This window comes from Sporosarcina siberiensis (assembly GCF_042681925.1).
Taxonomy (GTDB): Bacteria; Bacillota; Bacilli; order Bacillales_A; family Planococcaceae; genus Sporosarcina; species Sporosarcina siberiensis.
The window spans coordinates 370,213-384,705 of the sequence record NZ_JBHUGI010000006.1 but is presented as its reverse complement, the minus strand read 5'-3'; the positions used below and the strand labels follow the sequence as shown (position 1 = coordinate 384,705).

The window sequence follows — 14,493 nt, the reverse complement described above, 5'->3', positions numbered from 1 at the left end:
ATCTAGAGCAAATAAGCTCTATTCATAAGCTATAAAAAAGAAATAAGTGATATTCACAATGAAAAGGTTGGATTGTCATTTACACATAAATATTGACACTCCCTCTTTTTAGTGTTTGGATAATTTTTATAGTTATCATTCATATTTTTTTTATATAGAGATTCAATTTTTTTATGTGACCCTATTTCATATATAAGACTAATGAATCCCCCTTTTTTATAAACAATAATGCCTATGTCTTCTCTTTTTAGAATTTCAGTCTCATTTAATATTCCCTCACTTTGTAAATATTTATTTTCTAAAGTGATAACTTGATTAATAGCTGCATCATACTTTTTCGCGTTTCTTTCTTTGTTACATCCTGTTAATGACATTACAATAATTAGTAGTATAACAACGGGTATTAATTTGTATTTCATATAATTCACTCCTCGTATATTAGTAGTAAAAGCTCTTTCCGATAGAATTTCCAGTTGATTCGGACAGCTGGAGAATCTGTTGGATTTCCTATAGGAGATGGTTGCCTTTGGCTTTCTCACTCTTTTATGTTTTACCTGTTTGACCCCTGATTTATCGAGGAGGCCAAAAGGATAAATCATCATTTACCTAGTTTCAAAAATAATACTAGCTGACAGGCGCTTACCTGCTTATTTGAATTGCCCAATTTCATACCGTTTGGACGAGGGATGGAGGAGACTCCATTATAGGACTTCGTCCTTTTTTATTTCAAATTACTTTTCTCTCAGACCGTGCCCGTGAGACAATGGAACGGACAAGATTGACACATGAAATAGCTCTCACTCCTTGCGGACACTTAGCTATACTGCTTAATAGGCCTGCTACCCATCGTTCATTATTGAAGGTCTAACCACTGGCTGCGACGTTGGTGAAGAAGAGAGTGTAGCGCTCATTTTGGTCTTCTTCCCTTTGATTGCTAATAACGAGGCAGACATCGATGATTCGGCTGGGCACCCAGATCTGAGACAATCTTGATTAATTACACCTCAGGAGGTGATTGGCATGTCACAGATGCTAATCGGTGTCGACCTGAGTTTCCGCTCCCATCATGTCCATTTCATGCATGGCGAGGGGCATACACTAGCTGGTTTTTCTGTTTCTAACGATACAGAAGGTGCGAAGTATCTTCAAAAGCTCGCACGTAATTCCTATCGCTTGGATAAAATGATGTCCAATCCAATCAATTTGTCACTGTCTGTGATTTTAAGCACGATTCGACACATGGAAAGCCAAATTATACGCCTTGATAAAGAAATTGATTGGATGATGAAAGGCATTACACAAACTTTAACGTCTGTAAAAGTCATTGGCCCCGTTTATGCAGGTGGTCTTCTTGCTGAAATAGGTGATATTAAGCGGTTTAAAGACCATCAGGCATTAGCGAAATTTGCGGGTCTTGTTTGGACCCATTATCAATCGGGTGAATTGGAAGCCGAAAATACAGGTCGAATGCGGACTGGAAGTAAATACCTACGGTATTGCCTTGCACAAGTCGCAGACGCCATCCGCAAACACGAGGCCAAATATAAAGCCTTTTATCAAAAGAAATGCAAAGAAGTCACTAAGCATCAACACAAACGTGCTCTCGTCCTAACCGCTAGAAAACTACTACGCACGAATCAACTGTACATGCCACAAGAAAGGGGAGAGTAATTACACGCATTCTCTTCCTTTTCAGCACCTAAATCGACTTCCATTTTAGTCCATTTAACGATTGAAATTGCGAGGTTTATTTGGATATGCCTATAAACCGAAGTTTACACCTAGCAGTCGCAATGAATTTCCAATTCTCCTTTTTTTAGGGGCTTGACATATTTCCACTGGGCTTAAAAAGTATATTTATTATTATTTGTTTATTTTAAAAATAAATCTTCCTTTACTTTCAAATTAATAATATCATAATTTGAAAGTACAGAGTAGGAGGAATATTCATGAAACTCAGAAAAAAAATATCTATGTTGCTAGTTTTCGGTATGTGTTTCTCAACAATGCTACTACCTAATTCTAGTAACGCTTATCAGTTTCTTAGTAACAAATTGTATACTCCGAAAGATGCTTATTACTGGATTCATGGCGCTTTCGATAATTATGGATTAAAAAGCGAAGTAAAAAGAGGACTGACGGCTTGGAATCCACTTCCGGAAATTGAATTTACAAAAGAAGGATCTTTGCCAGCTGGTGCAGATGTCAAATTGGAATATGTAGACAATTACTGGGGAGATACTTATGCAATTCATAGAGGAAGTGGTAATATCACTTTTTATAAAAAGTGGCGAGTTGAATTAAATTCGCTACGAAGAATGGAAACTGCTGTTCATGAGGTCGGACATGCGCTCGGATTGGATCATACACAAAAAAAGAACGATTCAGTTTCTGTAATGCGTCAGTATGGCTTTAATGATAAGGATTTTCCTTTATCTGATGATAAAGCTGGTATTTCAGCAAAATATTAAATTTTTAGAGGAGGTTTATCCCAGAATGAAAAAAATTAATGTTGCTATTATTTTAATATTGATGGTAAGTGCTATGGTAATTCTTGTTTTAGGAAATCCATCAGATGATTCTTCTCCAAAAAACGTTGTATTTGATGGAAAAACAGATGGCTTTGATTCTTTAAAAGAATTGGAAAACGGGACATCAATTATTATTCGTGGGACAAAGCTTGAGGAAAAAAGAACTGAAATTTCAAGATCAGAAATTGATGATGAAGTGAATGGTGGATATACTGAATCCATATTTAAAATTGATAAAGTCTATAAGAATAGTGAGAGTAATGAAATAGTTAAGTCTAGTGAAAATATTTCAATATCGGAGTTAGCCTATTATGATAAAAAGACAAATACTACTTACCATGTTAATGGATATGAAAAAATGACCGTTGGAGGGGAGTATCTATTATTTTTAATTCCGGTAGATAATGGTATGTTCTCAACCCGCGGTGTTACATTTGGAAAGATTCCTCTAAAAAGCGACGAAACAGAAGTTAATAAAGATTCTAAAGTTTTAAGTAATAATAGTGATTTATTAAACAATATTTTCAAAGAGGCCAAAGCAAAATATAATAATAAATAATCCAAAGACAGGTTACAGTCACAAAAACTAAATTTACAAGTCTAAGCTATTTTTCACATTAAAAATGAATTATTTAACAACTATAAAGCTTGTAATACAGGTCATATAGAATACTGGAAATGTTTATTTGTTGAAAAATTTATTAAGCATTAGTAAATTAACCCTACTTATACAAGGTTTTTAGAATTATCGTTGTAAATCTAAAATCATAATGCTACCGCTAAATGAAAGGAGCTTTAGGCTCTTTTCATATTTTTTATCTACGATTCCGATTTAGGGCTTATCTTAGACTTACTCCATATACCGACATTTTTCCCCAATCATCAAAGTAGTGGATATCAAATTAATAATAAACCCAATTTAGAAAGTTACACTGGCAATATGACTAAAAATCCTTATTGTAAAATATACGTATAGGAAAAACTTTAAATTAACAGTTATTCAAAAAATGAGGGCCATTATGGAAAAGAGAAGTTTTGCAAATACAAAAAAATGAATTAACAAGGTTACAATTATTATTGTAACCTTGTTAATTGGGGTATAAAATTTTGGTACAATAAAAACTAGAAAATTTGCCAAACTCATATAAATCAAAAAAATAGACAGCCCGTTGTTCTAATCGGTTGTCTATTAAGTGTTTTGCGATTCAAAACCGAAAGACTTAATTTACTACTTACAGAGTATCCATTTTTTTCTTTACTTGATTTAAACCAACCAAATAAGCCAGGATTGCAATGCCGCCGCCTGCACTTATAATTGTGACTGCTTCCATTACTGTTAGCATAATCATGTAAATACCCCTCCTCCACTATTTATTGAACACAAAAAACACCGAAGGAGATAAGCCGCATCGGTGCTAGCTTTGTTATGTTTTCATCCGTTAATAACTACTAAACTTTCGATAGCATTCAATAGCAAATGGGCAATGCCTACAATGACTAGAAGGATTTGACGAGAATAATCGACCCGCTTCTTCTGGTAGTAAGTCTAAAATCTCCCGCTTGGAATTGATTTCCTTTGCTACACCTAAAGCCCACTGTCTGGACCTCTCCATATCTAACTGATTGAATACGTACTTGCTCGCTCTTCCGAATCGAAGAAAATACAGATTTCCTTCAACTTGTGTTCTGTTCTTTAATTGACCAATAGCCCACGCATACAGGCCTACCTGATGGTTGTCCCGAACATCGTACCTAACTCGATTTGTTTTCCAATCAACTATCTTACTTCCGTCTGGTGACACAAGATCAATATAACCTTGTAACATCGGGGCTGAATCTACATCAGAAAGAGGTAGCTGAAAATAAATCTCCGTTTCACCCATGTCCTCTTTAATCGGTGCATGACTCACCAACTTTGACATTTCATCCATAGTCACTTCCGGATGAAACTCAGCTTCAATCATCCCGTTTAAAACGGCTTCTGAATGAGACACGCCATTAATTTTATCTTCGACTGCTTTATGAACACCTTTACCCAAAGCTAATGGATAGGTGGTCGGTTCTTCGTATCCTTCAATGTACTTCTTAAAGAATCGGTAAGGACAGGCTGTGTAAAGATTTAGACGTGAAAAAGAATAAATCAATATGATCTCTCCTTTCTTCTCATTGTTCTCAAGAAAAAAAGGAGACTGGATATCCAATCTCCTTCTACTTAATTACTCTTAGGTGCTAAAATGGCAAGTCATCATCGCTTACTGCAACAGGACCTCCACCTGTTTCGAATTGATTTCTATTTTGATTTTGAGCGTTACTGTTACCAACATATGGATTCGGTTGTTTCTGGTAGTTCCCTTGTCCTTGCTGTGGTTGATTGCCCTGACCTTCTGGTTTAGGATCTAGGAACTGTACAAAGTCAGCGACTACCTCTGTAACGTATACACGATCACCTTTGTCGTTTTCATAGTGACGAGTATTAATACGACCATTCACAGCTGCTTGACTACCTTTTTTAAGAAAGTTTACTGCATTTTCAGCCGACTTCCTCCAAACTTGAACCATGATAAAGTCAGCTTCATTTTCACCATTCGCATTTTTAAAAGGACGATTGATTGCAAGTGTAAAGTTACATACTGCCACACCGTTTTGTGTATATTTCAATTCTGGCTCTTTCGTTAAACGACCTACTAAACTGACGTTATTCATAGTGTTCTCCTTTTCTCGTAACTATTTTAAAGCCACGTCCCTATTTCTCCTCCGTAAAGGGTGACGGATATTTTAATTAGCGAAAGACATGTTGTCATTCACGATAGATTCTTTTTTATGCGTATCTTTTATGGGCATTTTCTTTTTATCCATTTCTAGTAAGTAATAGAGAAAAACGACGTTGTACACGACTTTATCCATTTCAAAGTCGTAGGTTGATAACGACGCTTTCCATGCCCCCCGTGCTATTTCAGTACCTTCTTTAGCCCAATCGCTACGTTCCTCTTCATCTTTCACGTATTCAGCTAAAAGTTGATTGAACAACAAATAAATTCGTGTATTATGACACGACTGAATGACGTATTGAAGAAGTTCTTTTTGGCGTTCTGTTTGATTTTCAATATGAGCAATCACCATGAACAAAGCAAAGTGTTTTACCAGTTCCCCGTGCTCATATTTTTTCCAATCTCTTAAAACCGCTTCTCGATTCTTTTTGAAATCATGACGGTCTTTTCGTTTGTATTCAGCCCATCCGATTAATCGAAGCTGACGTGCATTTAAACTTTCGACAGGATGTACTGGTTTCTTTCTTTTCCCAAAATACTTTTCACGTACTTTGTTATAAGGAAGACCTGACAACTTTGCTTCGAAGTCTAAAACGCCACCGGAAACGCCACAGTACCAACATTTGTACACTTGATCTTGTGTATTTAAAGATAGGTAAAACTTATTACCTTTTCCAGGCTTAGAATCTTCTTCGCAGAATGTGCATTTGCAAAGCGTTTCCTTTTTACCGTGATACCGAGGATTGAATGTTAGTCCATATTCCTCGGCCACTGTTAAGATCTCTGGGAGCATAATCAAGCACTCCTTTTATTTGCATCTTCCAATTTCACGAAAAACGTAAATCCATTTTCGATACGAGTCTGCATTGCAAATTCGCTACCTTTGGAAAGATGCTTCGTTTTCTCAACCGCTTCTTGACCTTGTGCAAAAACCATAGATTGCTTATTATCCGCAATTTTTTTCACATACATTTTCGCAAAAGATACGCCAGCTGGTGTTGTACCTGGTTCGTATTTTTCCATAATGAATGCTTCTAGTGGTTCTGCAGAATCAGAAGCTAACTGAGTTTCTTGTTGAATAGGTTCTATTTGTTCGGGTGCTGATTCAACTTGAATATTTTGCTCGTCTGTTTGAATCATCTTGAACGCTTCAAGGAAGTTAAAACCACTTTCATTTTTGATTACCAATGATAATTCTGTTCCCATTTGAACATGACTCAGAGAATCAATTGTTTCTTCGTTCTCTTTTACCAAAACAAGACTTACTTCACTGCTTGCTTTGTTCATTACGTTCAATTTTGCAAACGGAACATTTTGTGGACTTACCCCTTTTTCAAAACTTTGTAGGATGAATACCCCTTCGACAGCGTTTTCCTTTGGCTGTTGACCGGCTTCTTCAGGAGATTCTTGCTGCTCAGCCACTTCGTTTTGTTTTTGTGGGGCTGGATTAGACTGGTTCGGAATGTCTGCATGTCCACTATTACCGTTATCGTTTTCTTCGAGCGACATTTCTTCACGAGTGTACAAACCACCCAGTGGGAACTGACGACGAAGGACGAAGACTTCAGCTATTTTCTGGATCATAGCCGAGGGCATTTTATCCCAAACGTTTTTATTGTTATACCTTGAATTAAGTTCTCCTGAATTTGCTTGAAAGTATTCCTGGAAATCCACGAATACGGCTACAGGCCTAAAACGCTTATGATGCATGACAGCATAGGCACCAAGAATAGGACCACGCTTCTGACCGAACTCATGCCGCACACTTCCCTCTGAAGGAATGAACTCGAATGTATCTCCTTCTCTCACTACGTTAGCGTTTGGAGGTCCTACATAGCCTTCTTGCGTAGTCGCTACACGAAGCAACCCATCGCGAGTAGTAATGAAAGATGTATTCGGTCCATTCTTCGTTTCATAACGTTGAAAAACAATGTCACCAAGCAAAGGATTCAAGCCGAACGTTTCACACACTTCAATAAAATGATTCGCCTCTTCTTGAGTTCCATTTGCTGGCTGCACGAACCGATTCCAAATCAACGACTTCTGTTCGTTTGTAAACGTCAATACTTTTTCCACTTAAACCATCTCCTTTTGTATTTTGTATAAATAAAAAAGCCGACTTCACCCATTTAGGGATCAATCGACTTTTATGTAACCCACAGTAACTGAAAACGAAAGTTGTTTTGTTCTCATGTCATTTCATATCAGCACTCCTTTCAATTTTTTGAAACAAAAAAAGCCAATGTCACCCATAGTGGGATCAATCGGCTTTTAAAATATATATCACGCAAATAATGCGTAAGTATCTAGTGTGCATAAAGCAGTTTTGTGACGTAATACGTCTGCCTAACTTTTCTCAAAGAGTCGGACACAATCATATTTAAGTTTACTACCGCACAGCCCAGCGTGTGAAACGCAACTGAAGACATGGCTGCTCACCTCCTTCATTCAAATTCGCAAGACATTGCAGATAATAAAAAGAGTGGAGCTGTTTCCGTTCTTAGTATACGAGGTCCAAGAGAGGTTGAAAGAAAACCTTTTGCAAAAAATGCATGAGCTTCATTTCTTGAAAGACCCCCTTCTGGTCCAAAAACCACAAGAACACTTTGATTTGGCTTTATCGTTTTCAATCGGTCAGCAATGCGATTTCGCTCATCTTTCTTCGCATCCTCTTCGTCAGCAATAAGCAATATATCATAGTTATTTGCGACCTCAAGTAACTGAGCTAAAGTAAACGGATTTTCAATACTCGGGATGTTGGATCGATGACATTGCTCAGCAGCCTCTTTTGCAATCTTCTGTAAGCGTTCAATCTTTTTTTGACCACGTTTTTCATCCCATTTAACGACTGACCTTTCCGCTTTAAAAGGAATGAGTGCACTCATTCCTAACTCTGTACCTTTTTGTACGATTAAATCGAATTTATCGCCTTTTGGAAGTCCACAAGCGATTGTTACATGTACAGGCATTTCATTAGAAGGAAGAGCATCATTTTCACGTTCAATAAAAACTGTTTCTTCACCTAATTCACGAATTATTGCCGTATAAGCAACTCCGCTATGAACTGCAATTATTTGATCGCCTACATTCATACGCATTACACGTACGATATGTTTGCTATCATCTTTCCCAATTACTGTTTTACCGTTTTCGTCAAACGGTTCATCAAGAAAATAGCGTTGCAACGTCGTCACACATCCCTTTTCCGGGCAACGATTGCAACCCAGTCTTCCATTAATACAGATTCAATTATTTCGAATCCTTTACCGACAAGATCTGATTTCACTAAATCTCTTTTTTGTCCTATGATTCCTGAGACTATAAAAAGACCGTCTTTAGGCAATAAAGTATACGCATCTTCTGAAAAACTAATAATAACTTCCGCCAATATATTTGCAATAATAATATTCGGCTGAATATGAACCGATTCCAAAAGATTACCATGAGTAACATTCACAATTGACTCAACTTTATTCAATTCTACATTTTCTTTCGCTGCAACTACGGCAACATAATCCAAATCAAGCGCTTGAACACTAGATGCCCCTAGAAGAGCAGCACCAATAGATAGCACCCCAGAGCCCGTACCAACGTCAACCACTACATCTGCTGGTTGAACATGCTTTTCCAACGCTTGTAAACACATAACGGTTGTTGGATGTGTACCTGTTCCAAAAGCCATACCTGGATCAAGCTCGATTATTAACTCATCAGACTCAACAGGTTCATATTCTTCCCAAGTAGGTACGATTGTAAAGCGTTCAGAAATCTTAACTGGGTGGTAATACTTCTTCCAAGCAGTTGCCCAATCTTCATCATCAACTTCATTTGTTTGAATGCTATTTGCCCCAACGTCTAGTCCAAAACTCGCTAATTTACCTATCGAATGCTCAATTTCCGTCATCGTCTCAATTAAGAAGCTGTTAATCGGCAAATAGGCTTTGACTATTACACCATCATTAGGAAAATCATTTTTATCAAGTTCATAAATTTCACCAAAGCGGTCTTCGTGAATAAGATCAGGTTCGTCTGAGTCTTCTATGATAACTCCACTTGCACCAGATTCATGCAAAATATTGGCTACAGCTTCAGTAGCTTCATGCGTAGTGTGGATTGCAATTTCGGACCATTTCAAGTTGAGTCAACTCCTTCAGTCACCTTTTATAGTGCGTCTTATTTTATCAAATAATGAACTTGAATATTCATCTAGTGAATTGCCACTTATAGCAGCAAATTCACGCATAAGTTCTTTTTGTTTTTCAGACATTTTATTCGGTGTAATAATTTTCACAACAACATGTTGATCACCTATACCACGTCCGTGAACATTTTTAACACCTTTGCCTTTTAGACGGAATCTTGTTCCTGTTTGTGTGCCGGCAGGAATTTTCAATTTGACGACTCCTTGAACCGTTGGAACTTCAATTTCATCGCCAAGTGCTGCTTGCGGATAAGAAAGTCCAAGCTCAAGGTAAATGTCATCCTCTTCACGAATAAATCGTTCATGCGCTTTTACGCGGAATACGATGTATAAGTCACCTGCTGGTCCACCGTTAACACCCGGTTCTCCTTGACCCGAAACACGTAATTGTTGGCCATCATCGACACCTTCAGGAATTGTAACTTTGATTTTCTTGCGTTTCGTTACTGTTCCTTCACCGTGACATGTTGTACATTTTTCCGGAATAATTTTACCTGTTCCTTGACAATGATTACATGCTCTACGATTTACCATACGGCCTAATGGCGTCTCTTGAGTTACACTAATTTCACCAGTACCACTACAATGTTTACATGTTGTAGCTGAAGTTCCTTTTTTCGCACCACTACCCTTACATGTATCACATGTTTCATCTTTAGGTACTTCGATTTCAGTTTCTTTTCCAAAAACGGCTTCCATGAAATCGATCGTCATCGTGTATTGCAAATCGCTTCCTTTTCTAGGAGCATTTGGATCACGACGTCGTGTGTTACCACCAAAAAACGTACTGAATATATCTTCAAAACCAAAGTTATCCGCTCCGCCACCAAAACCGCCGCCGCCAAAGCCTTGATTTGGATCCGTATGACCGAATCTATCATAGTTTGCTTTCTTAGACTCGTCACTTAAGATTTCATAAGCTTCTGTAACTTCTTTAAACTTTTCAACAGCATCATCTGCTTTGTTTAAATCAGGATGATACTTTTTCGATAAAGTTCTATACGATTTTCGAATTTCCTCTTTTGTTGCTGATTTTGTTAATCCAAGCACTTCATAAAAATCACGTTTACTCATTACTTCACTCTCCCAAAACATTTACATGCTGACTATTGTACCATGCAGAATCATTTATTGTTAAAAAAGAAAAGGTCAAAGCCGGAATATCGGACTTTGACCTTTCCGTCAACTCTTACATAACTATTCTATATAAGTGGTGGAATAGCGAAAGCCGAAGGCCTGAGTTTAACAGGTCATGCAATTTGTTTAAAAGATTTGCGAATACATAACTTCACTCAAAATCACAATTACATGAATTACTCAAGCCTCACACGCTTTTTTAATGCTTTCTAAAAATTATTGAAACTCACTATTCTTTCCTCTTAATAAAATAACTTTTCGTACTTATTTCTTGTCTTCGTCAACTTCTTCAAAATCAGCGTCAACTACACCATCATCTTCTGCTTCAGCAGTTTCTGAACCTTCTGCCGCTTCAGCTTCTGCAGCAGCTTGTTCATATAATTTTACAGACATTTGCTGTACAAGTTCTTCTAGCTTATCTTTCTTCGTGCGAATTTCTGTAAAGTCTGCTGCTTCTAAAGCCGTTTTCAACTCTTCTTTGGCTTCTTCAACTTGTTTCACTTCGTCTTCAGAAACTTTACCTTCTAGATCTTTAACTGTTTTTTCAGCCATAAATACTAACTGGTCTGCATCATTTTTCAAATCTGCTTCTTCTTTACGCGTTTTATCAGCTTCAGCATTTTCTTCCGCTTCTTTAACCATGCGCTCGATATCTTCATCTGTTAGTGAAGAGCTTGCTTGAATTGTAATATCTTGTTCTTTTTGTGTACCAAGATCTTTCGCTTTAACTGTTACAATACCGTTTTTATCGATATCAAATGTTACTTCGATTTGTGGAACACCACGCTGAGCTGGTGGAATATCCGTCAATTGGAAACGACCGAGAGTTTTATTGTCACTAGACATTGGACGCTCACCTTGAAGTACATGGATATCTACAGCAGGCTGGTTGTCTGCAGCTGTTGAAAATACTTGTGATTTACTTGTTGGAATCGTAGTGTTGCGCTCAATAAGTTTTGTGAATACGTTCCCCATTGTTTCGATACCTAGTGAAAGTGGAGTTACGTCAAGAAGTACAACGTCTGTTACGTCTCCGCTCAAAATCGATCCTTGAACTGCTGCTCCTAAAGCGACTACTTCATCAGGGTTAACACCTTTATAAGGCTCTTTTCCTGTTTCTTTCTGGATTGCTTCTTGAACAGCGGGAATACGAGTTGATCCTCCAACTAAAATTACACGGTCAATTTGTGCTGCCGTAAGATCTGCATCTTTAAGTGCTTGACGAGTCGGTACCATTGAACGCTCAACAAGATGTGCAGTAATTTCATCAAATTTCGCACGTGTAAGTGTAACTTCTAGGTGAAGTGGTCCTGAATCTCCAGCTGTAATAAACGGCAATGAGATTTGTGCAGAAGTGACACCTGAAAGATCTTTTTTCGCTTTTTCAGCACCATCTTTCAAACGTTGCATTGCCATTTTATCTTTAGAAAGATCGATTCCATTATCTTTACGGAATTCTTCAACAAGATAGTCGATAATGACATCGTCAAAATCGTCTCCACCTAGTTTGTTATCTCCAGCAGTTGACAATACTTGGAATACGCCGTCTCCTAATTCAAGTACAGATACGTCAAATGTACCTCCACCAAGGTCATAAACTAGAATCGTTTGATCCTCATCCATTTTATCAAGACCGTAAGCAAGTGCTGCTGCCGTAGGCTCGTTAATAATACGCTCTACTTCTAGTCCAGCAATTTTACCTGCATCTTGTGTTGCTTGACGCTGTGCATCACTAAAGTAAGCAGGAACTGTAATTACAGCTTTAGTTACTTTTTCACCAAGATATTCTTCTGCATAACTCTTCATGTACTGAAGAATCATTGCCGAAACTTCTTGTGGAGTATATTCAGTTTCTTCAACTTTCACTTTGTAATCTGAACCCATTTGACGTTTAACAGACATAATCGTATTCGGGTTTGTAATCGATTGACGCTTCGCTACTTCACCAACTTGACGTTCCCCATTTTTAAATGAAACGACAGAAGGAGTTGTACGGTTGCCTTCTGGATTTGGAATTACTTTCGGCTCTCCGCCTTCATATACCGCTACTACCGAGTTTGTTGTTCCTAAGTCAATACCAATAATTTTACTCATAATCAAATTCCTCCTATGGAAATATCACAATTTATATTTTTTAATCATTTATTCATTTACTTTGACCATTGAAGGTCGTAAAACGCGATCTTTTAACAAATACCCTTTTTGCAGTTCTTCAAGAACTATGCCTGATGGCTTGTCCGGATCGTTTTCCGTCATTATCGCTTGATGGAAGTTCGGATCGAAGTCCTTGTCTTCTGCTTCAATTTCAACAAGTCCTTCTGCTTCTAATGCATCTAACAGTGTACGGTAGATCATTTCCATACCCGTCATCATTGAACTCACTTCTTCTGAGTTAGCCTCAAGGCTAAGTGCCCGAGAGAAATTATCCAGTACAGGAAGTAAGTTAGTTAAGATATTTTGTGAACGATACTTCTGTTGCGCTTCTTTATCAAGCGTCACTCTTCTTTTGAAGTTTTCATAATCCGCATGAAGTCTCAATCGTTTGTTTTCTTCTTCTTGAAGTTTCATGGTGAATTCTTTTACGATGTCTCCACCTTCAGAGTCAATCGTCTCTTCACTTAGTACTTCATCGGAAATGATTTCAGTATTCATTTCCTCATTTAAATCATCAACTACAACATCTTCATTTACTACTTCACTATTTTTTTCCATTAGTAGTCGTTCCTCCTAGCTGTTCCGCCACCAATTGACAGTTTACCTAATTCCCGCGACAAATCATTGCTGATTAAATCGAGCATTGTAATTACACGAGCATAATCCATACGAGTAGGCCCTATGATCGCTATCGAGCCGGTCATGTCGTCTCCCGCAGAATAAGTCGCTGTAATAACGCTGAATTCTTCCATAGCATTATGACTGTTCTCCGAACCTATCCGAACTTGAATACCGATTCGGTCATCTTCGAAAAACGTTGTTGCAGGGGCTCCTTTGTCAATGAGTTCAAAAAACATTTTCATCTTGTGGATGTCTTTAAATTCCGGTTGATTCATCATATTCATTTTTCCACCGAAGTACAATCGTTCTTCCGGTGTAATCGCGATTGCTTTTTGGAAAGAAGAAAGCAATTCACCAGCTTCATGAATATGGTTTTCTAGAACCATTCTCGTTTCTTTAGCAAGCATTTTTTCAAGATTGATAAGAGGTGTTCCGACTAGGCGTTCGTTTAAGATATTGACCATTTTTTCAATGTCTGACGCCGTAAAACCTTCGGGAACATTGAACAACCTATTCTCAACCCGTCCATTATCAGTGACAATAATTGCTACAGCTGTCATTTGATCCAGTGGAACAATTGTAAAACGCTTTACTTTATGAAGAGAAGAATCTGGTCCCAGTAGAATTGACGTATAATTTGTCAAATCAGAAAGAATTGTCGCAGATTTACGAATCAATTCCTCCGTAACAAGAATTTTTTCTTGGAAAATCGAACGAAGTTGCTTACTATCTTCATTGTTCAATTTTTCTTGCGTTAACAAATGATCGACATAAAATCTGTACCCTTTTTCGGAAGGAACCCTCCCCGATGAAGTATGTGTCTTTTCCAAATACCCCATGTCTTCAAGGTCTGCCATCTCATTACGTATCGTCGCCGAACTAAATGGTGCCTCAGGTTTTTTCGAGAGTTGTCGTGATCCGACAGGTTGTGCGGATTGAATGAAGTCGTCGACCGTCAATTGCAAAATGAGTAATTGTCTGTTCGTCAACATAATCATCACTCCTGTTAGCACTCATTAACGTCGAGTGCTAATACTAATGATAATTTAACAAATATGAACCACACTGTCAACAAATTGAA

14 protein-coding genes are annotated in these 14,493 nt (G+C 37.7%); 3 read left to right on the top strand and 11 right to left on the bottom strand.

Annotated features, from left to right (window positions below):
• Nucleotides 1-53: 53 nt before the first annotated feature.
• The gene (locus tag ACFSFY_RS04835) at nt 54-419 is read right to left on the bottom strand and encodes a hypothetical protein (RefSeq protein ID WP_381536035.1); all 366 of its coding nucleotides are present in this window, start codon (nt 417-419) and stop codon (nt 54-56) included.
• A 601-nt stretch (nt 420-1,020) separates the two neighbouring features.
• On the opposite strand from ACFSFY_RS04835, the gene ACFSFY_RS04830 reads away from it, so the two are divergent.
• The 3 genes from ACFSFY_RS04830 to ACFSFY_RS04820 all read left to right on the top strand — a co-directional run bounded on the left by ACFSFY_RS04830 (nt 1,021) and on the right by ACFSFY_RS04820 (nt 3,090).
• Nucleotides 1,021-1,671, top strand: coding sequence for a transposase (locus ACFSFY_RS04830; RefSeq protein ID WP_381536034.1), 651 nt, complete (start codon nt 1,021-1,023; stop codon nt 1,669-1,671).
• Between the two features lie 278 nt (nt 1,672-1,949).
• Nucleotides 1,950-2,471 (top strand): matrixin family metalloprotease, encoded by a 522-nt coding sequence (locus ACFSFY_RS04825; protein WP_381536033.1) that lies wholly within the window; start codon nt 1,950-1,952, stop codon nt 2,469-2,471.
• 25 nt (nt 2,472-2,496) lie between these two features.
• Nucleotides 2,497-3,090 (top strand): hypothetical protein, encoded by a 594-nt coding sequence (locus ACFSFY_RS04820; protein WP_381536032.1) that lies wholly within the window; start codon nt 2,497-2,499, stop codon nt 3,088-3,090.
• Nucleotides 3,091-3,970: 880 nt separating this feature from the next.
• Here the strand turns inward: ACFSFY_RS04820 and ACFSFY_RS04815 are convergent.
• The 10 genes from ACFSFY_RS04815 to hrcA form a co-directional block, all read right to left on the bottom strand.
• Nucleotides 3,971-4,675, bottom strand: coding sequence for a PD-(D/E)XK nuclease family protein (locus tag ACFSFY_RS04815; RefSeq protein WP_381536031.1), 705 nt, complete (start codon nt 4,673-4,675; stop codon nt 3,971-3,973).
• 85 nt (nt 4,676-4,760) lie between these two features.
• On the bottom strand, nt 4,761-5,234 hold the full coding sequence (locus ACFSFY_RS04810) for a single-stranded DNA-binding protein (RefSeq protein WP_381536030.1): 474 nt from the start codon (nt 5,232-5,234) through the stop codon (nt 4,761-4,763).
• Nucleotides 5,235-5,306: 72 nt separating this feature from the next.
• Complete coding sequence (locus tag ACFSFY_RS04805; protein WP_381536029.1) at nt 5,307-6,092, bottom strand: hypothetical protein; 786 nt, start codon at nt 6,090-6,092, stop codon at nt 5,307-5,309.
• A 2-nt stretch (nt 6,093-6,094) separates the two neighbouring features.
• On the bottom strand, nt 6,095-7,375 hold the full coding sequence (locus tag ACFSFY_RS04800) for a RecT family recombinase (RefSeq protein WP_381536028.1): 1,281 nt from the start codon (nt 7,373-7,375) through the stop codon (nt 6,095-6,097).
• 368 nt (nt 7,376-7,743) lie between these two features.
• Nucleotides 7,744-8,484 carry a 16S rRNA (uracil(1498)-N(3))-methyltransferase gene (locus ACFSFY_RS04795; protein ID WP_381536027.1) on the bottom strand — a complete coding sequence of 247 codons (741 nt, stop codon included), beginning with the start codon at nt 8,482-8,484 and terminating at the stop codon, nt 7,744-7,746.
• Between the two features lie 5 nt (nt 8,485-8,489).
• Complete coding sequence (prmA, locus tag ACFSFY_RS04790; protein WP_381536026.1) at nt 8,490-9,434, bottom strand: 50S ribosomal protein L11 methyltransferase; 945 nt, start codon at nt 9,432-9,434, stop codon at nt 8,490-8,492.
• A 15-nt stretch (nt 9,435-9,449) separates the two neighbouring features.
• Nucleotides 9,450-10,574, bottom strand: coding sequence for a molecular chaperone DnaJ (dnaJ, locus tag ACFSFY_RS04785; RefSeq protein ID WP_381536025.1), 1,125 nt, complete (start codon nt 10,572-10,574; stop codon nt 9,450-9,452).
• A gap of 327 nt (nt 10,575-10,901) precedes the next feature.
• Nucleotides 10,902-12,731, bottom strand: coding sequence for a molecular chaperone DnaK (gene dnaK, locus ACFSFY_RS04780; protein WP_381536024.1), 1,830 nt, complete (start codon nt 12,729-12,731; stop codon nt 10,902-10,904).
• A gap of 48 nt (nt 12,732-12,779) precedes the next feature.
• On the bottom strand, nt 12,780-13,349 hold the full coding sequence (gene grpE / locus ACFSFY_RS04775) for a nucleotide exchange factor GrpE (RefSeq protein WP_381536023.1): 570 nt from the start codon (nt 13,347-13,349) through the stop codon (nt 12,780-12,782).
• Nucleotides 13,349-14,404 (bottom strand): heat-inducible transcriptional repressor HrcA, encoded by a 1,056-nt coding sequence (gene hrcA, locus ACFSFY_RS04770; RefSeq protein ID WP_381536022.1) that lies wholly within the window; start codon nt 14,402-14,404, stop codon nt 13,349-13,351. Before hrcA ends, grpE begins: the two co-directional genes overlap by 1 nt.
• Nucleotides 14,405-14,493 lie beyond the last annotated feature (89 nt).